This is a genomic window from Paenibacillus sp. B-A-8 (assembly GCF_048572915.1).
Lineage (GTDB): Bacteria > Bacillota > Bacilli > Paenibacillales > Paenibacillaceae > Paenibacillus_AQ.
The window spans coordinates 3,648,725-3,671,891 of sequence record NZ_CP183882.1; the positions used below are offsets into that span (position 1 = coordinate 3,648,725).

Sequence of the window (23,167 nt, forward strand, 5' to 3'; positions counted from 1 at the left end):
ACGATGGGAGTACGCAACGGGTCATAGCCCTTTAAATCCCATCATCCAGGAGGACGCTCTACTATGAAGTTTAAATCGCAGGACAGACAAAATCAACTCATTGAAAAAATTACCGCCCAGCATCTAGTCGTAGGAATCGACATTGCTCAGCAAACGCATGTCGCTCGTGCTGTTAACTTTCGAGGAATCGTGGTCGGTAATCCTCTATCCTTTTCTAATGATGAAGAGGGTTTTCAATTCCTTCTTCGTTGGATTCAAACGTTGCAATCCACACACGCTTTAACGGAGGCTATTGTTGGTATGGAGCCTACCGGGCACTATTGGTTTAGCCTATCCAACTGGCTTTCGGATCGCCAGTTTGAAGTCGTTCTAGTCAATCCACATCTCGTGAGAAAAAATAAGGAGAACCGCGACAATACGCCATCCAAGAGCGACAAAAAGGATGCTCTGGTCATCGCTGATATGGTCAAAAACGGCTATTATTTGTTCATTCGCAACACACCAGAAGCCTTCGAAGAATTACGTGTCTTTCTCTCAAACCGCGACTCTGTCGTAACGAGACTCGTTAGTGCGAAGAACCAAATCCATCGCTGGGTCGACGTTGTTTTTCCTGAGCTGCGACAAGTCTTCAAAAACATCATGTGTACAGGTTCACTAGCCACACTTCGTCTTTTTCCTACACCCGAAGAATTGTATAAACTTCAGCCTCAAGACGTCCTGCAAGGTTGGAAATCGGTTATGAAACGGCATTCTGGTGAACCAAAGGCCAAAGCTCTTATCTCTTTTGCTAGCCGTTCTGTTGGCACTAAGCAAGCATTGCATGCCTACAAACTTCACTTGAAGCAACTTCTCGATGAGTACGACCTTGCTTGCCTGCAACTAAAAACGGTAGAGACAGAGATTGTTGCCGTTCTAAAACGTATTCCATTTGCTGAATCCATGCTTGCTGTCAAAGGGATAAGTGTTATTTCACTAGCCGGTATTCTAGGTGAGGCAGGGGATTTAAGCGGATTTGTGCACGGCAATGCCTTGCTGCGCCATGCTGGGCTAAACCTCGCAGAAGCTAGTTCAGGCAAATGGACTGGACAAATGAAGATTAGCAAACGAGGACGATCTCGTCTCCGCCGTTTCATCTTTATGATGACCATGAGTTTAGTAGCAAGTAATTCGGAGTTTAAAGCCATGCATACCTACAATGTACAAGTAAAGAAGATGAAGAAAATGAGGTCTATTATGAAACTGTGTGGAAAGTTAGCTCGAATACTTGTAGGGATGGCCCGCAGTGGCGAAGCTTACAACCCTCCAAAAACAATGCCTATTCAGCTCGCAGCTTAACCTATAACCTACCGTTTCGTAGCACGAGTATTGGCTTATTTGCAGGATTTCAAAGAAAGCACGGAGTACCGGATATATTTAACCAAAGGGCACAGACCCGTAACGATAGCAAGACCGGCCTCCACCCCTTGGACAGGCGTAACGAAGGAATGAGAGGGCACAGACCCGTTGAGACATGGGAGTGAAAACCTCCAAGGGAGGCGTGGAGAAAGCGTGCAGTAAATGGAATTATATGGGGCAGGATATGTTCCCCACTATTCCCGTGCGTCTTCATGTTGCCGAAGTCTAACACGGAGTTCCCCTTCTGATCTTTCACCCCTTACCCACCGGGCGAAATCCTGCGAATAAGCGAGTATTAGTGAGAAAACTATATCGTATCGAGGGAGTTAAACATAAAGGGTTCCACATATTAGTCATGCATAATATGTAGAACTCTATATTTTATTTGATTTTCATAAGTTTAGGTCTTGATAATTTTCAGTCTAAAACATTATTTTCTTCTGACATTTACCCTTCACAATCAATAAAATTCTACCATGTGAAGACTATTTCCAAACGGACATAGTCTTTTTTTATTTAACTGTTGTAAAATACAACAGTTGTGTGTTACATTTTAGTGGGAGGGATGAAGATGAAAAGAAAAGGAATACATCAACCAACCATTGAGGATGCCATTGAGATTAGTGGAATAGAAACACTGCATCCTGGAGGCTTTGCTTTAACTAAACGCACTGCAGAGATTGCAGAGCTTAAACAGGGGATGCGGGTTTTGGATGTATCCAGTGGAAGAGGAACTCAAGCAATATTTTATGCAGAGAACTATGGGGTTCAGGTGACTGGATTAGACATCTCAGTAAAAATGATCGAGTCCGCGTCGAACTCTGCTAGATTGGCCGGTATGACGGGCTGTGTCTCCTTCCGTCAGGGAGATTCTCAGGCTTTACCCTTTGGTGATGATACCTTTGATGTGGTAATTAATGAATGTGCGGTTGGAATCCCGGATGATTCAGAACAGGTTCTGAATGAAATGGTGCGTGTTGTGAAACCTGGTGGTACCGTAGTGATCCATGAATCCATCTGGAAAAAGCAAGTGACGGAAAATGAGAAGGAAGAACTAGCTGAAAGGTACGGAACGACTCCTTTGGAATTAGAGCAATGGAATGAAATGCTGAGAAAATCGGGTGTCGTCAACATTATTGCGGAGTATGAAGAATGGTCACAACCGGAAAAATTCTGGAAGGTTCGAAAAGATCGAGATGTTAAGCATCATTCGAAGCTGCTTACTTTACCCGAAAGACTGATAACCTTGAAACGGATTGTGCAGAAGCATGGAATTAAAGGTGTATTTAAGGTTATGGAGAACGAGAAGATTTTTTTTAAAGCTGTACTAGATGGCAAGATAGGATATAGCCTGTATAAAGGGGTTAAAGGTTCGTAATATTTCTCTATTCATTATTGAGGTGAAACCATGGAAAATGTAGATTTACTTAGGAATTTAATGAGAGCTTTCGATAAAAACATTGGTGCTCTAGAGAAAACACAACTCATGTGTTGCGGAGCAACGATCGGACAATGCCATGCTATTATGGAAATTGGGCTTGCGGGTGAAATCTCACTCATAGATCTGGCTAATGTACTTAATCTGGATAAAAGCACCATGAGCAGAACGGTAAATAACTTAGTAGCAGATCATTGGGTTGAAAGAATTATTGATCCGAACAATAGGCGTTATGTGAAGCTGATGCTTTCAACCAAGGGACAGGTTTTAAATGAGCAAATTAGTGCTGTTCTTAATGCATACTTTGGAAAGATTATGAATGATATACCGGAGAACAAACGGGAGCAGGTTACAGAGAGCCTAGAACTGTTGATCTATGCGTTAAATAAGAATAACTGCTGTTAACTACATTCTCGGTTAAAAAGAAAGGATGAACAACAATGTCCAAAGTTGTAGATACCATTGTCATTGGTGGTGGGCAGGCGGGTCTCGCATCCGGTTATCATTTGCAAAAGGCTGGACTGGATTTCATGATCTTGGAAGCCGGTGATCAGCCGGGGGGGGCTTGGCCACAATATTATGATAGCCTTAAGTTGTTTTCTCCTGCACGATATTCGTCATTACCAGGTTTCGCTTTCCCAAAAGATTCAAACGAGTACCCGTTACGTGATGAGGTCATCTCCTATCTACGTGTATACGCTGAGAAGTTCAAACTTCCATTAATGTTAAATAGCAAAGTGGAACGAGTCGAAGCTGTCAACGGCGGCTTTGATATCATAACTTTAAATGGCAAGAGATATCGAACCAAATCGACTATTAGCGCATCGGGTTCTTTTCATCGTCCATATATTCCTAATCTTCCTGGAACTGAGTCTTTTCAAGGAAACCTTCTTCATTCGTCCGAATATAAACGACCTGAACCGTTTCGCGAGCAGCGTGTTATCGTTGTGGGACGGGGAAACTCGGGCGTTCAAATCGCAGTAGAACTGGCCGATTATGCCACCGTATCTTTAGCTGTTCAACATCCAGTCAAATTTACTCGTCAACGATTTCTAGGGCTTGATCTTCATTTCTGGTTGAAAATGACTGGAGTTGATACATTTCCATTCTATCGAATCGGTAAGGAACCTCCGAGTCCCGTTTCTGTATTCGACCTTGGTGGATACCGTAAGAAAATAGACAACGGCAATCCGAATCAAAAACAAATGTTCTCAGGTTTTTATCCTGAAGGTGTCATTTGGGCGAATGGAGATAAGGAACCCGTCGACAGTGTGATATTTGCCACGGGCTATCGTCCTAATATTCCGTTTCTTCATCAGACTGGTGCGCTTGCTATGGATGGCAGACCACAGCATGTTGCCGGTGTGAGCACAGAAGTTCCGGGACTGTATTATGTAGGATTAGCGAATCAGCGGTCATTTGCGTCAGCTACGATACGAGGTGTAGGAGCAGATGCTAAATATGTTGTACAACATATTACACGGTTCCTTCGAAAACCATAACTCCTGAACTAATCAAATACAGTCAGTTTTGAATAATACATGGATGTATTGGGATGAATGGAGTTGATTAATTTTATATTTGCATTTTGCAAATAATTATAATATAATGAAAACAACAGTTGATAATAAAACGCCCGATTTTTATGTTATTTCAGTCGATTGGTAGGATAATCATGTATATTTTTCATTTTATATATTTGCATAACGCAAATAATATTCCGTGCCATTGTAAGGAGGTGAGAGGTAATGAATAATGACTCAGTTAAGTTTACAGATGAAATTTGTTGTCCAGATGCTAAGGTTCAACGAAAAGTGAATATCGAAAATGAAGAAACATGTTGTAATGAACCCGAAGATAAGGGGTGTTGTCCTGCAGATGAGAATTAGTTATTTGGGATTTACCGTTACATCATTTGATTTGAATCGAAAAAGGAGACCACTACCATGAAAAAAATCGATGTGTTTGATTCAGGGGGATGTTGTTCAACCAACGTTACAGATCCTAAAGCTAAAATGAATTCCATTCGTTTCTCTGCAGCTGCTAATAATTTATTTGTAAAAGGTTATGACATTAACAGATATAGTTTACTAAGCCATACAGAAGTATTTAATTCTAATGAACAAGTAAAGACGCTAATGGATGCTGATTTGAACAATTTACCTATCACAATAGTTAATGGGGAAGTCGTAAAAACTCAAGATTTCCCATCTAATGAAGAGCTTTCAGAATGGCTCAATATTTCCGTCGAAGAGATATTAAAAAAACAAACGGTGAATATTCAAATTAACTCTTGTCAAGATTCCGAATGAATGTAGTGACATTGCCCAAACAACAGGCACCTTGTGGGTTATTAATCTCACATCCACAACGATTAGCTTGAACTTGCTCTCGTATATGTTTAATTGGATACTGATTTTCTTGAACAGCTTTTATTAAACGTTCTCTTGTCCATCCAAAGCAGTAGCAAACAGGGACATCCAGCGCATCGTCTTTTTGGAACACCGATACTTTGAGCATATCTTTGTCAAAGGTCTGATCATAGCTAAAATAAACAACTTCGCAAGATGAATTAGAGCAAAAAGAGTAAGTCGATTCAGCGTGAATAGTTTCTAACGCTGTTGGTTGAAGCAATGCTTTGAGCGTAATCGTTTGAATGCTTTTGCCTTTTTGGTGACAACCAGGGCATTGAGAAGGTATTGTTGGTTTTTCTGTGGATGTTTGACAACAGCTATCCATTTTTTATCACTCCTTATACAGTTTTGAATGTGCGAATAGGTGTAAATCTGGCTTCCTTACACGTACAAGTATCGTTGGCGATAACGATATTTCCCATTCCGTTTAATACAAACACTTCCGTCTTCGGAAAATCGCTAAAATCTCCATAACAAAACGCATCCCATTGTTCTTTACCCTGTACAAACAAATGTCCGGTACTATTGTAGCATACGCAATTAAAAGCAACAATCTTCTAAAAAAGATCCAATAATTAAAACAACCTGGGAGGTACTACAGATGATTCCATTATTTGATGTTAATAAAATTGATATTACACCTTATTTATTTTTCACTGGTAAAGGTGGAGTTGGTAAAACTTCAACAGCATGTGCAACAGCTATATCTTTAGCAGATCAAGGAAAGAAAGTTCTATTGGTAAGCACAGATCCCGCGTCCAATTTACAAGATGTATTTAATACGAAATTAGATATGCATTACAAGGAAATACCGGAAGTGCAGAATCTTTATGTTGCAAATTTGGATCCTGATCAAGCGGCTCAAGAATATAGAGAAAGCGTAGTTGGTCCCTATCGTGGAAAGCTCCCTGATGTGGTCATTCAACAAATGGAGGAACAACTTTCCGGATCATGTACGGTAGAAATCGCATCGTTTAATGAATTTTCTACACTGTTAACGGATAAGAAAATCCAGGCTGAATTCGATCATATTGTTTTTGATACAGCACCAACTGGACACACTTTAAGATTGCTTCAACTACCCAATGCATGGAATGAGTTCTTAGAGGATAGTACAGAAGGAACCACAAGTATGGGATTACTCGCTGGGTTAAACGAACGGAAAGACGTATACGAACAAACGGTGAAGGTATTATCTGATCCCATGCAAACGTCGTTAGTGCTTGTCACTAGAGCAGATACTGCGCCACTACAAGAAGCAGCTCGTGCTTCAAAAGAGTTAGCTGACACGGGAATTCGTAACCAAATGCTTATCATTAACGGGTTATTGAATCATCCTATGTTATCCGATGCTACGGCAGCCGCTTTCGCTACACGTCAAGAAGAAGCTCTAAACCGCATTCCTGAAGCATTAAAGACACTTGCTACATGGGCTGTCCCACTAGTGCCATTTAATATTACAGGTGTAGAAAATGTGCGCAAACTTTTCGACGAAACGCAAAGCATCCCAGATCAAATCTCAGAACTAACGGATGTGAATTATCCTCATCTGACTACAATTCTTGATGATATTATAGAGCGTAATCAAAGAGTAGTTTTCACGATGGGTAAAGGGGGCGTTGGCAAGACAACTGTGGCGAGTGCAATTGCTGTTGGATTAGCAGAACGCGGCAAAAAGGTTCATCTAACAACAACGGATCCAGCTGCTCATCTTGATTATGTCATGCATGAAGATATTAAGACACTCATCTCGATGAGTAAAATTGATCAAAAAGAAGAAGTTGAAAAATACAGAGAGGAAGTCTTAAACAGAGCACGTGAAACTATGGATGAACAAGGTGTTGCTTACGCAGAAGAAGAACTAAATTCTCCGTGTACCGAAGAAATTGCTGTATTTCGTGCTTTTGCTAATATTGTCGAGCGTGCGGACAATGAGATTGTCGTGATAGACACAGCTCCATCAGGTCATACACTACTGCTACTCGATGCTACGGAATCTTACCATAAAGAAATTGCAAATTCTTCAGGTGAAGTCCCTGTATCTGTTCAAAACTTATTACCTCGATTACGGAATGAACAAGAAACAAGTATTGTCATTGTAACTCTTGCAGAGACAACACCGGTTTATGAGGCGGAACGACTGTCTGTGGATCTACAACGTGCTGGAATTACACCAAAGTGGTGGGTTGTGAACCAGAGTATGATCATGACTCATACCCAAGATCCAATTCTTCACACAAGAGCATTGGGAGAACAACTATGGATTCAGCGCGTGAAAGACACATCCGATGGAAATTTCGTTGTTATTCCATTGCATAATCAAGAGATTATTGGTTATCAAGCACTCAAACAATTAGTAACAAACTAAAAATGACCTGGAGGAAGAGAATATGAAGATTTCGGATAGTGCTAAAGTATTCATTGAGAACATCATGAAAGATAATGAAGGAAAGATCCTTCGTATATCCCAAACAAGTTCAGGATGTTGTGACCCAAATGTAAACCTTGCATTGGATGATGCGAAAATAGAGGATCATATTCAAACCATTAATGATATTCAAGTTGTGATAGAGCCAGAGAGAGTTACTATTTTAAACAACATTATTTTAGACTTAGATGAAGGGAATTTAGTGATACTGAATGAAGGATCTAGCTGCTGTTAAATTCCATTATGTAATACTTGCATAATGCAAATAAATAAAGTATAACTAAGGGAAAGGACAGGAGGTAAGTCACTTGGAAAATTTGCGGGATATGTTTCAGATTATGACTCGGAGATTCGGAGTATTGAATAAAGTATGCTGTACAGCGGGTGGAATTGATATCTCTCCCATACAGAGCCACATCCTATATGAAATAGATAAACAGCATAATCCTAACATACAACAAGTAGCCGATACACTTGGAACAGATATTACAACATTTAGCCGTCAGATCCAAACTTTAGTTAAAATGAAGCTTGTACAAAAGACACCAGATCCTAGTGATCGTCGTATCTATGTCCTTTCCCTAACTGTTGAAGGAAAGTTTATTGCTGAAACGATTGATCAACAAATGAATTCATATTTAACGGAAGTATTTTCGCATATGAATGAGTTTGAGCGCCAAACTGTTATTCGTTCTATTCAGTTGCTTAATGATTCTATGGCTAAATCAAAAGTGTGTTGTTCACCATAAGGATATGAAACATTCGTATCGTTGCATTTTGCAAATTCATAACATCTAATCCTCTCGATTAGGGAGGGAATTTTGTTGATTTAGCCAAGGAGTTAGTATACCTTACGACGAATGATCCTGCAGTTTAGATCGATCACATAGCAGCTGAAGATATCGAAGATATGATAACCAAATGTTGTAAGAGGACAAGAACATATACCTTTTGAAATCCGCGCAGGGCGCGGATTTTTTATTATGGCTTAAGCCAGTTGAGTGCGTGAAACGCACGAAACAAAAAACCACCCGCTATGCGGGTGGAGGGAACGAGGGTTTGACCACCAAGACCATTCCGATAGAATTGAGATGTTCAGGCTCAAAGGAAAGGAATGGTCATAGATGGCAATCAAGAGCTATAGTCTAGCTCACACGAAGTGGATATGCAAATACCATATCGTGTTCACCCCGAAGTATAGACGGAAAGAAATATATAATCAAGTGAGGAAAGATTTGATCGAAATCTTCAAGCGTTTATGTAAATACAAGGGGTCGAGATCATAGAGGGTCACTCACATGATGCCAGATCACGTACACATGCTGGTAGCGATACCGCCGAAAGATCGCCGTGTCCACGTTCATGGGATATCTGAAGGGGAAAAGTTCGCTCATGATCTTTGAGAAGCATGCTGGGCTAAATTATAAGTATGGGAATCGAAAATTTTGGGCGGAAGAGTACTATGTAAGCACCGTGGGTTTAAATGAAGCCACCGTAGCCAAATACATTCGTGAACAAGAAGCACATGACCAAGCCATAGATAAATTGAGTGTAAAAGAATACGAAGATCCATTCAGTGACAAAAGGAACAAAAAGAAATAAGCCCGTTTAACGGGTAAGTGAAAATGATAAATTACACTGAGCCTGAACAAATGTGTGGTCAGGCTAGCGTCTTTAGGCGCAGTTTGGCAACAGGGGGTTATACCCCAAGAGCAAACCACCCGTTGGACGGGTGGTCCTGATTTTATGGGTACAAGTTCTTGTCCTTTGCTCGGGACAAGAACTTGTACCCATTGCCAAGAATGGACAAGAGCTTGTTCCTATTACCGTAAACATTTTTTTTGAAAAAGTCGTAAATAAGCGACGATGGTAGTGTATGCAGGGTAAATACAGGCCATTGAATGTTGCGAATGTTTTATGAATAAAAAACTAATTTCCGCTCAGTTAAATCTGGCTCTGATCTTAGATGTATCGAGCGGTCACTTATTGCTTCGACGTCCTGCCGGTCATGGGTAACAAACAGGCAGGTCATCTCCGCTTTCTTTAAGATCGTCCGCAGCTCGGAACGGATCGATTCCTTTAGCCCCGCATCGAGGTTGCTGAAAGGTTCGTCCATCAGCAGAATCGTCGGCTTCTGCGCCAGCGCCCGAGCGAGCGCCACCCGTTGCTGCTGCCCGCCGCTGAGCTCATGGGGATAACGTTCCTTGAATTCGCCAAGCTGGACAAGGTCAAGCATTTCCTCCAGACGCTTGGCCCGCTCTTTTCTCGGAAGCCGGTGAAGGGCGAACTCGATATTTTTCCGGACATTCATATGAGGAAAAAGCGCGTAATCCTGGAATACCATCCCGACACCCCGTTGCTCCGGCTGTACAAAGGTACTTTCATTGACCACAGGAGCGCCGTTAATCCGGATTTCCCCTCCAGCCGGAATCTCCAGGCCCGCGATCAGCCGCAGCAGCGTGCTTTTTCCGTTGCCGCTTGCGCCGACAATGCCGACAATATCCCCTTTTTCAATGGAGCAGGAGAACCGTTCGATAACCGGGGGAATCCCCCGTCCGTAAGAGAACGAAAGATTATGGATTTCTACAATACTCATTTTTCCCACTTCCTGTCTAAGCGATGCATTACATAAACCGAGATGAAGCTGATGAAGATAATAAGCAGAGACGGGATGGATGCTTCGAAAATTTGTTCGTCGTTCGCGTACCGGTAAGCTTTTGTAGCCAGGGTCTCGAAATTGAAAGGTCTGAGTATCAAAGCAAGCGGAAGTTCCTTGCAGATTTCCACAAAGGTTAAGATACAACCGCTCATTACCGCCCCCTTGATCAAAGGCAGATCCACTTTAATAAATGTTTTCGTCATCCCAAGCCCCAGCATCCTGGATGCTTCCGTAAATTTCTGTCCCGTTTTCTCAAATCCGACTTCCACAGCATTGAATCCTGTAGCCATAAACCGGATCACATAGCCCATAACCAGCATGGCCAGGGTTAAACTGAGCACCAGAGGTGTTCCGTTTAATGCAAACTGATGATGAACAGCGGCCCAACCTTTATCCAACTGCAGGAACACGACCAGCACGCCGATGGCAATAATCGCTCCAGGAATGGAGTAGCCGGCGGTTACCGCTTTGGAGAGAAAAAATGAAGCTGTAGAACGCGAACGATTCGCAGCGGCTACAATCAGCGCAAACACCATAATAATCAGTGTGGAAACAGCAGCCACGGACAAGGTCTGATAGACAAGATGGACAAAGTCCCCATTCCACATGGTGTCGAAGGTCCAACTGGCCCATTCGATCAATTGAAGAAGCGGAAACAGGAAAGATGCACACCAGACAATCATACAAAACACGGCTGCCGATATTCCCGGCAATCCGGTAAGTCGTCTTGGCACAAGCGGTCTCGATTTGCTGGTTGTAGAGCTGTAAGCCCGCCGTTTGCGAAGCAGCATTTCGACAAAGAACAGGCCTAGCACAATAATCATCAGCCAGGCGGCAAGGCGCATGGCCGAATCGGCATCGTACATCCCGAACCAGGTCTGAAAAATTGCCGTAGACACGGTCTGTATTCCGAAATAGCTGGTGACTCCGTAATCGCTCAGCACCTCGAACATGACCAGACTGACGCTACCTGCAATGGCCGGCCGGGATAATGGAAGGGCGATACGGATATAAATGGACCAGCCATTTCTTCCAAGCAGCCGGGCGTTCTCAATATAAGAAGCGCTCTGTTTTTCCAGGAACGATTTGGTGATCAGGTATACGTAAGGGAACAGAAACAAGGTGAATACAATAACCGCGCCCCGCATTGAAGAAAACGTAATAAGTTCCTGATCGGGGACGATCCCGAGCCGGTTCCGAAGAGTGGTCTGGACAACACCGGTGTAGCTGAACATCGTGCTGTACGTAAATGCGGCAATATAAGGAGGAATCGCCAAAGGCAGGACCAGTGCCCACCTGAAGAACCGTTTCCCCGGAAAATCAAACACCGCTACTAGCCAGGCTAGCGTGACACCGAGCAGTCCTGTAAGTACGGCAACCGTCATTGTCAGCTGAACCGTCTGGGAAATATAATCCTTGACCAGATACTGCCTGATTTGCACCCAGTTTTCGTTCGGCGGATCAAAGATCGAGAGGAATACGAAAAAAATGGGCAGCAAAATGACTGCTGCCCCCGCTAAGCTTACGATCCGCCAAACGCTAAGGCGTCTTTTTAACTTTACCTTAACTGCGTTTAGATGCATATGTTATTTCCAGCCTGTTTTGTTCATGATCTCAATCGCCTTGGCATTGTGAACGCCCAGTTTGTTGAAATCGATTTGCTGCGCTTTGAAAGTTCCCCAGGTTTTGAGCAGTTCAGGCAGCTCTGTTTTTGCATTTACCGGGAACTCATAGTTTTCATTGGTAACCATGGTCTGCGCTTCTACGCCGGTCAGGAATTCAATGAGCTTCAAGGCATTTTCCGTATTCTTGCTGTGTTTGATTACTCCTGCGCCGCTGATATTTACATGAGCGCCTGTTGTTTCCTGGTTCGGGAAGAATACACCGATGTTTTGCCCGACCTTCACTTCTTCAGGATCATCCGAGTTCAGCAGCAGACCTACATAGTAAGTATTCATAATCGCAACATCGCCCACACCGGCAACGATAGCTTTCGCCTGGTCACGGTCGTTTCCTTCAGGAGTACGGGCCAAGTTGGCAACAAGTCCTTTGGACCACTCTTCAGCGTTCACCTCTCCGTTCAGTTCAATGAATGACGACAGAAGGGACTGGTTATACAAGCTTGAGGAAGGACGGACAAGTACTTTACCTTTCCAAGCAGGGTTTGTCAGATCCTCGTAGGTGGACAGTTGTTCGGGTTTAACCCGATCCTTAGCGTATACAATCACACGGGCGCGTGTGGAAAGTCCGATCCACTCATTGTCGGGATCACGAAGTTCTTGAGGTACGTTTTGATCGATGGTTTCCGAAGTTACCGGCTGAAGCAATCCGGACTGCTTGGCATTGTTCAATACGCCTCCGTCAACGGTAAGGAACAAGTCAGCCTGTGTGCTTTCTCCTTCACGCTTAAGACGCTCAATCAATTCCTCTGCTTTGCCATCGATAAGATTTACTTTGATTCCGCTTTCCGCAGTGAATTTTTCATACAGCAGGGCGTCTACGTCATAACTGCGAGCGGAATAAACATTTACTACTTGCTCAGCAGCCTGTGCAGTTGCAGTTGGCTGGTTCTCCCCCGAGTTAACGGCGCTTGTTTCATTGGTCTTGTTGGCGCCGCAGCCTGCCAACAGTCCGACAGTCAAGATTCCTGTAAGCAATGGAACTAAAAACTTTCTATTCATCATACCAATATTCATCATACCAAAACATCCCCCTGAAATTATAATGATTCTCATTCTCATTCTCATTCTCATTAAGGGATATGATAACTTTTATGATCTCTTTATGTCAATAAAAATAAAACTCAATTATCAAGGAAATTCAAAAAGAAATTGAAAACGAGCATCTTTAGCCACTTCCTTGTTGAATAAATTCCATATATAAGAATTTTATGAGTTTACACAAACTATTCCCGAAATTGCATCCGTTTGACATAGCGAAACTGAGGCAAAGAAGCAAGGATTTGAAGTCATGGTTGGAAAGTTCCATTTGCTACGAGTGAGCGTACTTTCCTTTGAGTGCGTTCGAAGGAGGTTTGTGTCAATTAACAAACACTTGAGTGCATCAATAGAATTGATTCAAGTGCTATCTTTACTGAAGAAATTAAAAATGTTATAGAGAACGAAACTATTAGTAATGCCAGGGCCATAGCTAACTTTTCTTCCAGCATACTTCCACTACTGATAAGAACACCTACGGTTTCACTCCAAATTGGAAATGCTATAACAGCAGTTAGTGTAACCCCGAACAGCGGGCAGTCATGGCTTCAGCTGCTCGTCACCTACTCGATCAGATAACTAAGATTCCTGGAACTGATGAAAATGGAAAAATCGATGCTGTCGCGCTTGATAAGTGGATTTCTGAAGTTCGTCGCCTATGCCGCCAGTTCGCTCGTGCTGAGAGTGGCGATCAGAGTATTGGCCAATTACTCTCCAAGACTCCCGTTGGGGAAAATGGATTGTGGCCATGTGAAGTAGTATGTGAGGCGATGGAGAGTATTGTATCGTCAGGAATCGAAAAAGGGTTTCATAAAGGTGTTATTAATTCTCGCGACGCATAATGGCTTAGCGGCAAGATATTGTTCAGCGGATATTCGTGTTGAATCAGTTAATCATCCTACATGAGAAGAATAGAGCGGAGCAGATAAAATGGTGTTCAGAATAGTATTTTAAATGAATGAATTTGGACTTTTGGAGTAAAGGTGGGGTAGATCATCCTTATCCTTATGATGTGACTGATGACCCGCTGTGATTAAAATGCTGGTAAATTTAACTTTGACGTTAAATTATGCTACTTAATTTAGGCTCCGATTCTCCCCGGTAGTGCATACTCTGTTACAATTACCCTGTCTAATGATTTCCGGTACGCTCTATGCCAGCAAGGATAGATGTGATGGAGTAGCTTTTCTTTGCTTGAATACAGTATTCAGCAACTTCCGTACAGGCAATCCCGCCAGCTTCGCGGCGTTATGGTTCAGCAGAAACACCTCAGGTATATAATTAAAATTCAAATAGGTTAGCCCACTGCCGATTCCGATTTAAAATTACCGTAATCTAATACATTAATTGGCCCAAAAAAAGCCCTCATTTTTTCCTCTCCTAAGAGGAGAAAGAATTGAAGGCTTTTTGCCGGGATAGTATCTTATCATTTCAAAACAATTGTGGAAATTGTTTTATCACTCCGTCAGTAATTGCATCCGCCATTTCTAAGGCTTCCCTCTCAATTTTGTCAAACACCTGAATACCAGACTTGTAATCTTGATTCAGAATCGACAGCGCTTCTGATTTAGTTAATGCCAGATGTTCATAGAACATTTTCCTGAATTCTTCTTTCGATAAATATGGATTAATGCGGCTTAGAAATTCCACGATCTCGTCTGCGTTAGAGTACCATCTTTTCTCTGCATCTGCCGCGGATTTTTTATCGCCAGCCTTTGCTGCTTTTACAAGATCCGCAGCGATTGTTAAGTGCTCTTTGATCAGATTACTGTATGTTTTCGCTGTACTGTCTCCATAGAAGGGTTTGAGTGAATTCCCCATATCGGTGCGTTTTGGAGGAGACGTGTTAAAACAAAATCGGTGTCAGGTAAATTAAAAATAATACTAATGATAGCCATTCTGGTCCATACAACATGTTGTTCCCATAGTAACAACCCGTCTTGTTAGAAAAGTTGGTACTTGATTTGGAATAATATAAGGTATACCTTGTGTGGAATATCTAAATCCCCAATAAGGATACATACTCTTTAGCCTCCTTTGAATGTGTTCCCACCATATTATGGTTAATACGCCCAAAATGTTCAAAATTCGTAGAGAACAAATACAAGACAAAAAAGAAAAAAGACAAATAATCTTGAGCATAATGGAACAAGCAAGCGCCATATATTTTTGGAAATGAGTAAATCTTAGGGGTTGTGTAAGTAACATTAGTTATTAACAGAATGGGTGGAGGGATTTATTTGTCAGACGCCTTTGTGGCCCGGTCACTAGATGAAATTCGTTTTTGGTCGCGAATTATGAAAGAACACTCTTTGTTCCTTCGATTAGGCTTCAGATGCGAAGATACTCAATTGATCAATGAAGCTAATCATTACCAAGCTATTTTTGAAGACATCGAAAGAAGAGCTCATTCTTTCCAAATGAACACCGATCCTCAAACGATCAGAGAATTTAATGTAGAAGTACACAATGCCGCCGCCCCAGTAGCGGCAGTTAGGAGTCTTTCTCGTGCTATTTGTTTACTCGTGTCCATCTAATTGCAGGAGAGTTTCTGCTTGTGTTCCTAGCTTCATTTGATCGGAATCGCAAGTGCATTCTCTTAACATCATCAATAAAGCCTCCGAGTCTATCCTGAAATCTGTTGACGAGCTAAAGGAAACTATCAGTTTATGTAATCTATAATTATTAGTCATATCCTTCCCTTAAGAACAGTGAGTGGGTCATTTTTTTGATTATCAATAAATACATAGAATGCACATTCTTTCAACATTATATCCACATATAAGTTTACTAGAATATAAATATAAAAAGAAAACAACTTAAATAGGAGGAATACAAATGGATTGGTCTTTATTGCTGTTGTTGATTTGTCCGCTGATGATGATATATATGATGATTGGAATGAAAGGAAGCCATGGTACTGACTCTCGGTCAAACCAATCTATGATGGATTGGACACTTCATCAAGATTTTAATGAGTTAACGGTGGAGAACGAACGGCTGGAAAAACAACTTTTAAGCCTTACCAAATAGCAAATAAAGAGATAGCCCTAAGCGACTTGTGCTTATGAGCTATCTCTTTTGCTGATTATCAAAATCTAATTAATTTCTTAACTAAGAATTGAGTTTATGTCGGTCTGATCCTATATGAAACATTAAACCGGCAACAGCCCCCAGATCTATAGAGAGAAGTGAGCGATAGCTTTGGTTCAATTGAATTAGGTCTTGCCGCATATCCAAATATGCAGACCATGAACCTAATTTGATGTTACGGCCAAATAGAAGGTTATAGCCGTTTAAAATCGCTGTATTGAAGGGTGGAAACAAGGTGGGGTGAAGGAAATATAAGATGTTAGCTGATGCGGGACCTAAACCTTTAATACCTAGATTGTCCAAGTGGTTAATCTCATCAAGGATATCTTTTTCTTCATGGGTCTGAGAAATCTGTTTTAAAAAATGTCCAAACGCAAGTTGATGTTCATCATTTTCATAAATATCGGGGATTCCAAGCTTTGGTTTCCAATAAAAAGCGTGAGCTGCTCCTTTGAAAACTTGCTTTTGTTTGCATATCGCTTCCATCACAAATTCAAGTGAAGAACCTTTAAAGTCGTTTCCAAACACCCTCGCCAGACAGCTCGAAGAGATTCTGGCTGAAGTTGAGCGTTTACTGTGACAAATTCCGGGCACTGGGGAGATGCTTACCGTGCCGGCGTGGCTGTAGTTACGTTGGCGGGATTTCTTGCGGAAGTGGGGGATCTAAGCGGTTACGAGTATAGACAGCAGATTATTCGGCTGGCCGGACTGAACCTCAAAGAGAACAGTTCCGGAAAGAAAAAAAGCAAGTCAGAGGGTAAGCCGTCAAAAGAAGGTGTGGATATCCAAAGTGCGATCACAGGAAGTATCCATGGGCTGGGGACAAAGTTCCCCAATCTCTATTCCCGCCACCGGCTTCACCAGAAAATATTGTCATCCTTACATGACTTCTCCATCTCTCAACAAGTCAATGGCTGAAAATCTAAGAACGAATGAGCAAACAAGAGAAAATATTAATTTATAGTGGGAGTGATAAAAAATGGATAACTGTTGTCAAACATCCGTTGAGAAGCCAACAACACCTTTACAATGTCCTACTTGTCATCAAAAGGGTAAAAGTATTCAATTGATTACACTCAAGGCTATGCTTCAACCAACCGCATTAGAAACCATCAACCCTGAATTACCTTACTCTTTTTGCACTAATTCATCTTGTGAAGTTGTATATTTTAGCGATGTGCAGACCTTTGGCAAAGATATGCTCAAAGTATCGGTATTCCAAAAAGACGATGCATTGGATGTACCTGTTTGCTACTGCTTTGGATGGACAAGAGAACGCTTAATACAAGCTGTTCAGGAAAATCAGCATCCAATTGACCATATACGAGAACAAGTTCAAGCTAATCGTTGTGGATGTGAGGTCAATAATCCCCAAGGAGCCTGTTGTTTGGGCAATGTCACTACATTCATTCGGAGCCTTGACAAGAGTTAGTCGCTTGTCATCTATTCAGCAACAATTCTTACGAAAAGAGAAGGAAGACGATATTCTGATGTAATTGATAACAATGTAGGTAACTTTGTGTCATTTATGTAGGCAACATTGTGTCATTGGACAGCTGTGCTGTAGATAACGCGAGCCGATTGAACACCGCTCATGCCCATTAGCAACGCAGCCCGCAATGATTCTAATCAAAGGTGGAGCATTCCTAGAGATTGCTGGAGCTTTGCATGTTATCGCTTTTGATAAAACATGAACCCTTAACGGAAGGGAATCCGCTCGGTCGCTTTTTCACGGGCAAGGATTTTCCAGTAATGGGGGGCTTGGTTCACACTGGAATCCCTGGAAACGACTTCGCCATCCAATGGAATTTTCTCTCCTGGTTTGACGATCATGATTTGACCAATGGAGACTTCGGCTACAGCTTTCCTAACTCATTTCCCACCTTCTTAACCCATACATCGGATGGAGATAAATCCATCAATCAACGAATGAATACGAAGTTTGGGCTTACGAGATGGAAGTGGAGATAGTTTATTACAGGTAAATGACGCATAGGAAGCGATTTGCCTTCTTTTCATGCTTAGTGAAAGAGCTACCCTCTTATACAAAAAGGGAAGATTAATGAAGCAACATTTATTCACTTTCTCCAATGTTCCCGAGGAACAAGGAAGACATGTAAATAGCTAAGAACATCGCGATCTAGGCAAGTTCTTAGCTATTTGTATTTTTTAGTTTGTAGTCGCTATCCTAACTTTTCTTTAGGGGTACCGCGTCCACTTTCCTTAGTTGATGCTACCTTTTTCTTTCCTTTGTTCATTTTAACGCTTTCTTGAAGCGCTTCTAATAGATCAACGACAACATTAGTTTCTTGAACGGGCTTCAAAACAATGTTTTGGCCGGCAATTTTAGACTGGATAGCGGCCAGTAATCTTTCTTGCTCCGGATTGGTATAAGAAGCTAAATCTGAAGTCCCTGACATGCCCTTAACGATCTGTAAGGCTAACTTCAACTGATTGGGATCGACTGAAATGTTGTTGGGGATGTTGGGAACATTCTCAGATGGTCTAATTTCATTCGCGTAGTACATGGTGGCCAATTGAATACAAGTTCCATCAATAGGTTTCAGTATACATAATTTTGTGCTAGAACGAAGCGTGAATTTGGCGATCGCCAGTCTTTTCGATGCCTCAAGGGCCTTAAGAAGTAAATAGTATGCATTACTCCCGTGATTATCAGGTCCAAGAAAATAAACCTTCTGAGTAAACATTAAATCCACTTGTTCTTCCTTCACAAAATCAATAATCCGTATCTGCTTGCTAGCATCTTCTTGAATTTGATCTAGCTCATTTTTTTCGAATGTTACATATTGATTTGTATCAAGTGGATAGCCTTTAATTAGATCTTCCGGTTCAACTGAGCTTTGACATGTGGGGCAATAACGCTGGTTTTTGATTGTGCCATGGCAGCTTTTGTGGAGAAGATGAAGAGCAATCTCTTTCTCCTCCGTGGCAGCATATAATTTAACCGGTATGTGAACTAATCCAAAACTGATAGCACCTTTCCATATCGTATGCATGGGAGCACCTCCTAAAGTTGCTAGTAAAAAGTCATTCCCATTAATTAAACAAATAAACCGCTTCTCCATTTATAGGATTGCGGTTTATTTGTTTTATTGATATCGTTCATTTTTCGAAAAATTCATTTAGCAATACATGAACCTTCCGTAGATCACTCTTTTTCAAAGATACTAGCGTGTCCATTAATTGATTTAACAAAGCGTCCTTCTCATTTAAAACGGACCTTTGATGTTTAGTATATACGAACAAATCAATAATCTGAACTTCAAGAGCATCGGCGATTTTCAGTAAATTTACTAATGTTATGTTTTTTTCAGCTCTTTCAACTCCACCAATATATGAAAAGTGAAAGCCAGCCTTCTCAGCAAGTTGCTCTTGCGACAATCCTTTTTGCTTTCGAATATCTCGGATTCGTTGTCCAATTTTCTGGATTATTGAAGTTTCCATGATTACACCTCTATATGTAAGTGTAAACAATGGAGCTGATGGGATACACGTATATATACATATCATAATATTAAAATGATATGTATACGTATTATTTTATGTTAAATGGTTATAGTGATTATTGAGTACATCAACTAGATAGGGAAAATGAAGACCATTCCTTTCAAGCTGATGTTTTGGAGAGCAATGGGTAAAATGCAAAAGAGGTGAGGGTGATGAGTAAATTGAATTTAACAATTATATTGGGACTAGCCACTGTCTCGAAGAATGGATTAGAGTTTAACGGGAAGATTTATACCAACGCTACAATGTTAAAATTCCATTGGTTTAAAACCGCTCAAATAGAGGGTCAGTGGGAAATACCGATTTTTTTCAACCCTTGTGACTTGACAGAAATTATGTTGTTTGACATTGATTCAATAACCTATGCAAACATTATTGAACCCTCAAGGAATGTTAACCCTGAGATGAAACAACTATATCATGATGCGATTAATTCTTTGAAAAAGAGATTGAAAGAGTCAAAAAAGAAATTATGAAATGTTGATTAAGTCTTGAATCGAAGTGTCTAATGCTTCTGCAAGTTGAAATAAAAAGTGGACTTGAATTCTTTGTCGCCCAGCCTCGATATTGGCAATTGATGGTCTAGAAATATTAAGTTTTAAACCAAGATCTTTTTGTGTGATGCCACGTGTCACCCGACTTGAACGAATATTGCCCCCAATTATTTTGTACCAATAGTCTTCATTCATTATTTTAACTCCTCTCTTAATCTACTAACTATAGTATTTCCAAAGAGAGAATTAATTAGTATATTTCTAAAAACATTTATGTGGTGGGTTTGGAATCCAAACTATAGGGAATAAGGATATTCAGAATAACGTAGAAGGGGGTTAAATATGAGAGTGCCTATAACTGTGCCTCGGAACAAAAGATACGGTAATAATTATTGGAATTCTGAAGGTCCTAAAGTAGAGATGCGGGAAGTCATTCTCTATAGTGACCTAGAGTTTGATCATTGGTTACTAGTGGAGACTAATCCTCTGGTAGAAATTTATTGTGAACAACATAAAGAAATAAGTTTTGTAATCGATGGAAAGTTACACACTTCAATCTTTGATATGTGGATCAAATATACGAATGGTGAGGAAGAATATACTGAAGTTAAATATGAAAATGAATTAGTTCCTACACATCCTAATTACACACGGAATATGCGACAAATCCAGGCACAGAAAGAATGGTGTGAACAGGAAGGTGTAGCTCATAAACTGATGACTGATAAGATAATCCGTGTTCATCCAATAGGTTTAGAAAACCGACTAAAGATGCTCTCAGCTGTTAAAGCTCAACATTCAAAAGAAAAAACGGAAGATATTTTAAAAAATATCTCCAGGTTTAAGCAAACAATCGGTTCTCTACATGAGCACATGAATGGGAAATACAACTTAGGCGACGTCATGGCTGCATGTTACTGGTTAACCTATACAGGTAAAACTCTCACGAATATTAATGACCAACTTTGGAGCTTGAGTACGGAGATATGGAGGGCTGAAACCGATGCGAATGATTGAAAAGGAAGGTCTTCTTACTGATCAGATTAATCCTGAATTTTGGCCTACAGTCGATGAATCGTCCTTGGAAGCAGATGATCTATTAATTTATCAACAGCGTAAAGAGGCTGTAATGCTGTATTTCAAAAGAGAAGCAAGCCAGATGAAGATTTATGAAATCACGAAAGTCAGTCCTCGAAATTTACGTCGCATAATCACTAGATGTATCTCTCGTGACCCAAATGGTGAAGCTTGGGGTTTCCGAGCATTAATACCAAACAAAACTACAAAGAACTATGCTTTAAACATGATGGATCGAAAACAAAATTCGTCTCGAAAATCTGGTGAATTTAAGTTGTTGCTTGAAAAATATCCTGATATTAAGGAATTGATCGACGATTTGTACCTTGGCCGGAAAAGAAGGTCACTCGAACCGGCTATGAAGCCCTTACATATTCACAAAAAATTTGTAGAGGCATGCAAAGAGAAAATGATTCCATTAAGTCAATATCCATTTAATACAGACCGTCTAGGGAGCCGTGCACTATATCGTTACCTCCGTCGATTGGGGCAAGATTACTTTGGTAAGGCAGCTTCGAGATATGGTCATGATGCTGAACAAAAAGCCAGAAATAGTGGTAGAGGGGAACAAAATCATCCAATTACCCGTACTCCTTATCAACAAGTTCAATTTGATGCACATCGAATTGATGGTGTTTTCTCGGTTGAGTTAGTGACACCTGAAGGGGAGACTGTTGTATTAATCCTGGAACGATTCTGGATTTTAACGATAATTGATGTCGCGACACGAAATGTCCTAGGGAAATACATTTCTTTAAATAAAGAATATAGTGCGAGTGATGTTATGATGTGCATTCGAGATGCCATTATGCCCCATGTACGTCCACAACTCACTATTGATGGCCTTACCTATAATGGTGATGGAGGATATCCATCTGAAATTTTCCCTGAGGCCCAATGGGCTGTGTTTGATGTGATTTGTTTTGATAATGCCAAGTCTCATTTAGCTAGCTTAGTAAAAGATCGATTACGGCAATTGCTCGGATGTACAACCAATCTAGGTCCTGTGGATTTACCTATGAGAAGAGGTATTATCGAACGATTCTTTCAAACCTTAGAGGAATCAGGGATTCATCGACTACCAAATACTAGCGGAAGTCATCCTAAAGATCCAAGAAGAACCGATCCAGAGAAAATGGCGATAAAGTATCACATCACCTTTGAACATTTGAAAGAACTGGTCGATGTACTGATTTCTAATTACAATGGAACGCCTCATGGTGGCATATACCATCAATCGCCATTGGAGTTATTAGGTAAACGGCTTGCGAACGGAATGATTCCACGACAGCTTGATGAAAATAACCGCAGCGGGTTATTGTTTCTTCAAACCACAATAAAAAGAACGGTAAGAGGTTCCTTAAAATCAGGGAAGAGACCTTACATTCAATTTGAGGGTGTGGAATATCGAAGTGATCGTCTTTCACAGAGCGCTCACTTGATAGGTTCAGAAATTTCCCTTCATGTAAATGTCGATGATCTTCGTACCATTCGTGCTTTTCATTCTGATGGTAGTGAAATCGGATATCTTACTGCAGCGGGGAAATGGTCCATTTCACCTCACACCTTACAGACTAGAAAGGCGATCAATCGCTTGGTAATACGCCGATTAATTCATCTTACACAGTGGGATGATCCGATTTTTGTTTACTACAGTTACAATATGAATTTAGCCAAGAGCGGTAATAAGAAGAGTGCCAACAAGGTAACCCAACTTGAAGAGGTAATCAAAGATTCCTTTCCTTTTATGGACGGTGTCTCAGAACGGGATGCAGCATTACAACATGCAGTTAAAGTGAATGAAGCACTGGACAAAGCAAGAAAAACCGTAAGAGATAACCAAGATCAACAATCCGGTAAGATGGAAGAGTTTCTTGCAAATTACAAGACCATTAATTCTAAATAACCTACTTACATTTCAATT

25 protein-coding genes and 3 pseudogenes are annotated in these 23,167 nt (G+C 41.0%); 18 read left to right on the forward strand and 10 right to left on the reverse strand.

The features are described from left to right. Window positions 1-63: 63 nt before the first annotated feature. The 6 genes from ACN6MV_RS16205 (at window position 64) to ACN6MV_RS16230 (ending at window position 5,145) form a co-directional block, all read left to right on the forward strand. Window positions 64-1,335: an IS110 family transposase gene (locus tag ACN6MV_RS16205; RefSeq protein ID WP_094873128.1), complete on the forward strand. Its 1,272-nt coding sequence runs from the start codon at window positions 64-66 to the stop codon at window positions 1,333-1,335. Between the two features lie 631 nt (window positions 1,336-1,966). After that, window positions 1,967-2,773 carry a class I SAM-dependent methyltransferase gene (locus ACN6MV_RS16210; protein ID WP_179281710.1) on the forward strand — a complete coding sequence of 269 codons (807 nt, stop codon included), beginning with the start codon at window positions 1,967-1,969 and terminating at the stop codon, window positions 2,771-2,773. A 30-nt stretch (window positions 2,774-2,803) separates the two neighbouring features. Next, on the forward strand, window positions 2,804-3,238 hold the full coding sequence (locus tag ACN6MV_RS16215) for a MarR family winged helix-turn-helix transcriptional regulator (protein ID WP_094873125.1): 435 nt from the start codon (window positions 2,804-2,806) through the stop codon (window positions 3,236-3,238). A 35-nt stretch (window positions 3,239-3,273) separates the two neighbouring features. Continuing rightward, window positions 3,274-4,335, forward strand: coding sequence for an FAD-dependent oxidoreductase (locus ACN6MV_RS16220; protein ID WP_094873123.1), 1,062 nt, complete (start codon window positions 3,274-3,276; stop codon window positions 4,333-4,335). Window positions 4,336-4,581: 246 nt separating this feature from the next. Then, a complete protein-coding gene (locus ACN6MV_RS16225) occupies window positions 4,582-4,722 on the forward strand; it encodes a hypothetical protein (protein WP_179281709.1) in 141 nt (46 codons plus the stop codon). Between the two features lie 57 nt (window positions 4,723-4,779). After that, the gene (locus ACN6MV_RS16230) at window positions 4,780-5,145 is read left to right on the forward strand and encodes an arsenic metallochaperone ArsD family protein (protein WP_094873122.1); all 366 of its coding nucleotides are present in this window, start codon (window positions 4,780-4,782) and stop codon (window positions 5,143-5,145) included. On the opposite strand, the gene ACN6MV_RS16235 is transcribed toward ACN6MV_RS16230, so the two are convergent. Then, window positions 5,120-5,572, reverse strand: a complete 453-nt coding sequence (locus tag ACN6MV_RS16235; RefSeq protein WP_094873120.1) for a putative iron-sulfur cluster-binding metallochaperone — start codon at window positions 5,570-5,572, stop codon at window positions 5,120-5,122. The two genes, ACN6MV_RS16230 and ACN6MV_RS16235, sit on opposite strands and share 26 nt — an antisense overlap. A gap of 276 nt (window positions 5,573-5,848) precedes the next feature. Here ACN6MV_RS16235 and arsA point away from each other — a divergent pair, with 276 nt between their 5' ends. The 4 genes and pseudogenes from arsA to tnpA all read left to right on the forward strand — a co-directional run bounded on the left by arsA (window position 5,849) and on the right by tnpA (window position 9,277). Further along, window positions 5,849-7,615, forward strand: coding sequence for an arsenical pump-driving ATPase (gene arsA / locus ACN6MV_RS16240; RefSeq protein ID WP_094878796.1), 1,767 nt, complete (start codon window positions 5,849-5,851; stop codon window positions 7,613-7,615). A gap of 22 nt (window positions 7,616-7,637) precedes the next feature. Further along, window positions 7,638-7,910 (forward strand): hypothetical protein, encoded by a 273-nt coding sequence (locus ACN6MV_RS16245; RefSeq protein WP_094873117.1) that lies wholly within the window; start codon window positions 7,638-7,640, stop codon window positions 7,908-7,910. Between the two features lie 73 nt (window positions 7,911-7,983). Next, window positions 7,984-8,424 (forward strand): MarR family winged helix-turn-helix transcriptional regulator, encoded by a 441-nt coding sequence (locus ACN6MV_RS16250; protein WP_094873115.1) that lies wholly within the window; start codon window positions 7,984-7,986, stop codon window positions 8,422-8,424. Between the two features lie 375 nt (window positions 8,425-8,799). Continuing rightward, window positions 8,800-9,277, forward strand: a pseudogene (gene tnpA, locus ACN6MV_RS16255) (IS200/IS605 family transposase). 313 nt (window positions 9,278-9,590) lie between these two features. On the opposite strand, the gene ACN6MV_RS16260 reads toward tnpA, so the two are convergent. Genes ACN6MV_RS16260 through ACN6MV_RS16270 form a run of 3 tightly spaced genes read right to left on the reverse strand, consistent with a single transcriptional unit; the run spans window position 9,591 to window position 13,018 of the window. After that, window positions 9,591-10,271 carry an ABC transporter ATP-binding protein gene (locus tag ACN6MV_RS16260; RefSeq protein ID WP_038592528.1) on the reverse strand — a complete coding sequence of 227 codons (681 nt, stop codon included), beginning with the start codon at window positions 10,269-10,271 and terminating at the stop codon, window positions 9,591-9,593. After that, complete coding sequence (locus ACN6MV_RS16265; RefSeq protein WP_094873114.1) at window positions 10,268-11,917, reverse strand: ABC transporter permease; 1,650 nt, start codon at window positions 11,915-11,917, stop codon at window positions 10,268-10,270. Before ACN6MV_RS16265 ends, ACN6MV_RS16260 begins: the two co-directional genes overlap by 4 nt. A gap of 3 nt (window positions 11,918-11,920) precedes the next feature. Continuing rightward, a complete protein-coding gene (locus ACN6MV_RS16270; RefSeq protein WP_094873149.1) occupies window positions 11,921-13,018 on the reverse strand; it encodes a Fe(3+) ABC transporter substrate-binding protein in 1,098 nt (365 codons plus the stop codon). 575 nt (window positions 13,019-13,593) lie between these two features. Between ACN6MV_RS16270 and ACN6MV_RS16275 the strand changes: the two genes are divergently transcribed. Then, complete coding sequence (locus ACN6MV_RS16275; protein ID WP_094873112.1) at window positions 13,594-13,893, forward strand: hypothetical protein; 300 nt, start codon at window positions 13,594-13,596, stop codon at window positions 13,891-13,893. A 589-nt stretch (window positions 13,894-14,482) separates the two neighbouring features. Here the strand turns inward: ACN6MV_RS16275 and ACN6MV_RS16280 are convergent. Continuing rightward, window positions 14,483-14,979, reverse strand: a pseudogene (locus tag ACN6MV_RS16280) (acetylglutamate kinase); the annotation flags it as partial. 294 nt (window positions 14,980-15,273) lie between these two features. Here ACN6MV_RS16280 and ACN6MV_RS16285 point away from each other — a divergent pair. Further along, a pseudogene (locus tag ACN6MV_RS16285) lies at window positions 15,274-15,549 on the forward strand (DUF2935 domain-containing protein); the annotation flags it as partial. Between the two features lie 340 nt (window positions 15,550-15,889). Beyond that, window positions 15,890-16,084 carry a DUF2933 domain-containing protein gene (locus ACN6MV_RS16290; RefSeq protein WP_094873110.1) on the forward strand — a complete coding sequence of 65 codons (195 nt, stop codon included), beginning with the start codon at window positions 15,890-15,892 and terminating at the stop codon, window positions 16,082-16,084. 81 nt (window positions 16,085-16,165) lie between these two features. Here the strand turns inward: ACN6MV_RS16290 and ACN6MV_RS16295 are convergent, their stop codons facing one another. Further along, the gene (locus ACN6MV_RS16295; protein ID WP_256989973.1) at window positions 16,166-16,672 is read right to left on the reverse strand and encodes a hypothetical protein; all 507 of its coding nucleotides are present in this window, start codon (window positions 16,670-16,672) and stop codon (window positions 16,166-16,168) included. Window positions 16,673-16,720: 48 nt separating this feature from the next. Here ACN6MV_RS16295 and ACN6MV_RS16300 point away from each other — a divergent pair, with 48 nt between their 5' ends. Both ACN6MV_RS16300 and ACN6MV_RS16305 read left to right on the forward strand, forming a co-directional pair. Beyond that, window positions 16,721-17,062: an IS110 family transposase gene (locus ACN6MV_RS16300; protein WP_256989971.1), complete on the forward strand. Its 342-nt coding sequence runs from the start codon at window positions 16,721-16,723 to the stop codon at window positions 17,060-17,062. Window positions 17,063-17,123: 61 nt separating this feature from the next. Beyond that, window positions 17,124-17,576 (forward strand): putative iron-sulfur cluster-binding metallochaperone, encoded by a 453-nt coding sequence (locus tag ACN6MV_RS16305; RefSeq protein WP_094873107.1) that lies wholly within the window; start codon window positions 17,124-17,126, stop codon window positions 17,574-17,576. A 266-nt stretch (window positions 17,577-17,842) separates the two neighbouring features. Here the strand turns inward: ACN6MV_RS16305 and ACN6MV_RS16310 are convergent, their stop codons facing one another. The 3 genes from ACN6MV_RS16310 to ACN6MV_RS16320 all read right to left on the reverse strand — a co-directional run bounded on the left by ACN6MV_RS16310 (window position 17,843) and on the right by ACN6MV_RS16320 (window position 19,609). Then, window positions 17,843-17,977: a hypothetical protein gene (locus ACN6MV_RS16310; RefSeq protein WP_256989969.1), complete on the reverse strand. Its 135-nt coding sequence runs from the start codon at window positions 17,975-17,977 to the stop codon at window positions 17,843-17,845. 350 nt (window positions 17,978-18,327) lie between these two features. Continuing rightward, entirely contained in the window at window positions 18,328-19,161 is an 834-nt protein-coding gene (locus ACN6MV_RS16315) for a Ku protein (protein WP_179281708.1), read from the reverse strand. A 106-nt stretch (window positions 19,162-19,267) separates the two neighbouring features. Continuing rightward, a complete protein-coding gene (locus ACN6MV_RS16320; RefSeq protein WP_094873104.1) occupies window positions 19,268-19,609 on the reverse strand; it encodes a helix-turn-helix domain-containing protein in 342 nt (113 codons plus the stop codon). A 215-nt stretch (window positions 19,610-19,824) separates the two neighbouring features. Here ACN6MV_RS16320 and ACN6MV_RS16325 point away from each other — a divergent pair, with 215 nt between their 5' ends. Continuing rightward, window positions 19,825-20,148 (forward strand): hypothetical protein, encoded by a 324-nt coding sequence (locus ACN6MV_RS16325; protein WP_094873103.1) that lies wholly within the window; start codon window positions 19,825-19,827, stop codon window positions 20,146-20,148. On the opposite strand, the gene ACN6MV_RS16330 is transcribed toward ACN6MV_RS16325, so the two are convergent. Continuing rightward, a complete protein-coding gene (locus ACN6MV_RS16330) occupies window positions 20,143-20,361 on the reverse strand; it encodes a helix-turn-helix domain-containing protein (protein WP_094873101.1) in 219 nt (72 codons plus the stop codon). The two genes, ACN6MV_RS16325 and ACN6MV_RS16330, sit on opposite strands and share 6 nt — an antisense overlap. A 147-nt stretch (window positions 20,362-20,508) precedes the next feature. Here ACN6MV_RS16330 and ACN6MV_RS16335 point away from each other — a divergent pair, with 147 nt between their 5' ends. Beyond that, a complete protein-coding gene (locus ACN6MV_RS16335; RefSeq protein ID WP_094873100.1) occupies window positions 20,509-21,183 on the forward strand; it encodes a TnsA endonuclease N-terminal domain-containing protein in 675 nt (224 codons plus the stop codon). After that, complete coding sequence (locus tag ACN6MV_RS16340; protein WP_094873098.1) at window positions 21,170-23,149, forward strand: hypothetical protein; 1,980 nt, start codon at window positions 21,170-21,172, stop codon at window positions 23,147-23,149. Before ACN6MV_RS16335 ends, ACN6MV_RS16340 begins: the two co-directional genes overlap by 14 nt. Window positions 23,150-23,167 lie beyond the last annotated feature (18 nt).

Excerpts from the sequence above, each read along its gene's own strand:
- ACN6MV_RS16205 (WP_094873128.1), top strand. The coding sequence starts at position 64 with ATGAAGTTTAAATCGCAGGACAGACAAAATCAACTCATTGAAAAAATT.
- ACN6MV_RS16210 (WP_179281710.1), top strand. The coding sequence starts at position 1,967 with ATGAAAAGAAAAGGAATACATCAACCAACCATTGAGGATGCCATTGAG.
- ACN6MV_RS16215 (WP_094873125.1), top strand. The coding sequence starts at position 2,804 with ATGGAAAATGTAGATTTACTTAGGAATTTAATGAGAGCTTTCGATAAA.
- ACN6MV_RS16220 (WP_094873123.1), top strand. The coding sequence starts at position 3,274 with ATGTCCAAAGTTGTAGATACCATTGTCATTGGTGGTGGGCAGGCGGGT.
- ACN6MV_RS16225 (WP_179281709.1), top strand. The coding sequence starts at position 4,582 with ATGAATAATGACTCAGTTAAGTTTACAGATGAAATTTGTTGTCCAGAT.
- ACN6MV_RS16230 (WP_094873122.1), top strand. The coding sequence starts at position 4,780 with ATGAAAAAAATCGATGTGTTTGATTCAGGGGGATGTTGTTCAACCAAC.
- ACN6MV_RS16235 (WP_094873120.1), bottom strand. The coding sequence starts at position 5,572 with ATGGATAGCTGTTGTCAAACATCCACAGAAAAACCAACAATACCTTCT.
- arsA (WP_094878796.1), top strand. The coding sequence starts at position 5,849 with ATGATTCCATTATTTGATGTTAATAAAATTGATATTACACCTTATTTA.
- ACN6MV_RS16245 (WP_094873117.1), top strand. The coding sequence starts at position 7,638 with ATGAAGATTTCGGATAGTGCTAAAGTATTCATTGAGAACATCATGAAA.
- ACN6MV_RS16260 (WP_038592528.1), bottom strand. The coding sequence starts at position 10,271 with ATGAGTATTGTAGAAATCCATAATCTTTCGTTCTCTTACGGACGGGGG.
- ACN6MV_RS16265 (WP_094873114.1), bottom strand. The coding sequence starts at position 11,917 with ATGCATCTAAACGCAGTTAAGGTAAAGTTAAAAAGACGCCTTAGCGTT.
- ACN6MV_RS16270 (WP_094873149.1), bottom strand. The coding sequence starts at position 13,018 with ATGATGAATAGAAAGTTTTTAGTTCCATTGCTTACAGGAATCTTGACT.
- ACN6MV_RS16275 (WP_094873112.1), top strand. The coding sequence starts at position 13,594 with ATGGCTTCAGCTGCTCGTCACCTACTCGATCAGATAACTAAGATTCCT.
- ACN6MV_RS16290 (WP_094873110.1), top strand. The coding sequence starts at position 15,890 with ATGGATTGGTCTTTATTGCTGTTGTTGATTTGTCCGCTGATGATGATA.
- ACN6MV_RS16305 (WP_094873107.1), top strand. The coding sequence starts at position 17,124 with ATGGATAACTGTTGTCAAACATCCGTTGAGAAGCCAACAACACCTTTA.
- ACN6MV_RS16310 (WP_256989969.1), bottom strand. The coding sequence starts at position 17,977 with ATGATCGTCAAACCAGGAGAGAAAATTCCATTGGATGGCGAAGTCGTT.
- ACN6MV_RS16315 (WP_179281708.1), bottom strand. The coding sequence starts at position 19,161 with ATGCATACGATATGGAAAGGTGCTATCAGTTTTGGATTAGTTCACATA.
- ACN6MV_RS16320 (WP_094873104.1), bottom strand. The coding sequence starts at position 19,609 with ATGGAAACTTCAATAATCCAGAAAATTGGACAACGAATCCGAGATATT.
- ACN6MV_RS16325 (WP_094873103.1), top strand. The coding sequence starts at position 19,825 with ATGAGTAAATTGAATTTAACAATTATATTGGGACTAGCCACTGTCTCG.
- ACN6MV_RS16330 (WP_094873101.1), bottom strand. The coding sequence starts at position 20,361 with ATGAATGAAGACTATTGGTACAAAATAATTGGGGGCAATATTCGTTCA.
- ACN6MV_RS16335 (WP_094873100.1), top strand. The coding sequence starts at position 20,509 with ATGAGAGTGCCTATAACTGTGCCTCGGAACAAAAGATACGGTAATAAT.
- ACN6MV_RS16340 (WP_094873098.1), top strand. The coding sequence starts at position 21,170 with ATGCGAATGATTGAAAAGGAAGGTCTTCTTACTGATCAGATTAATCCT.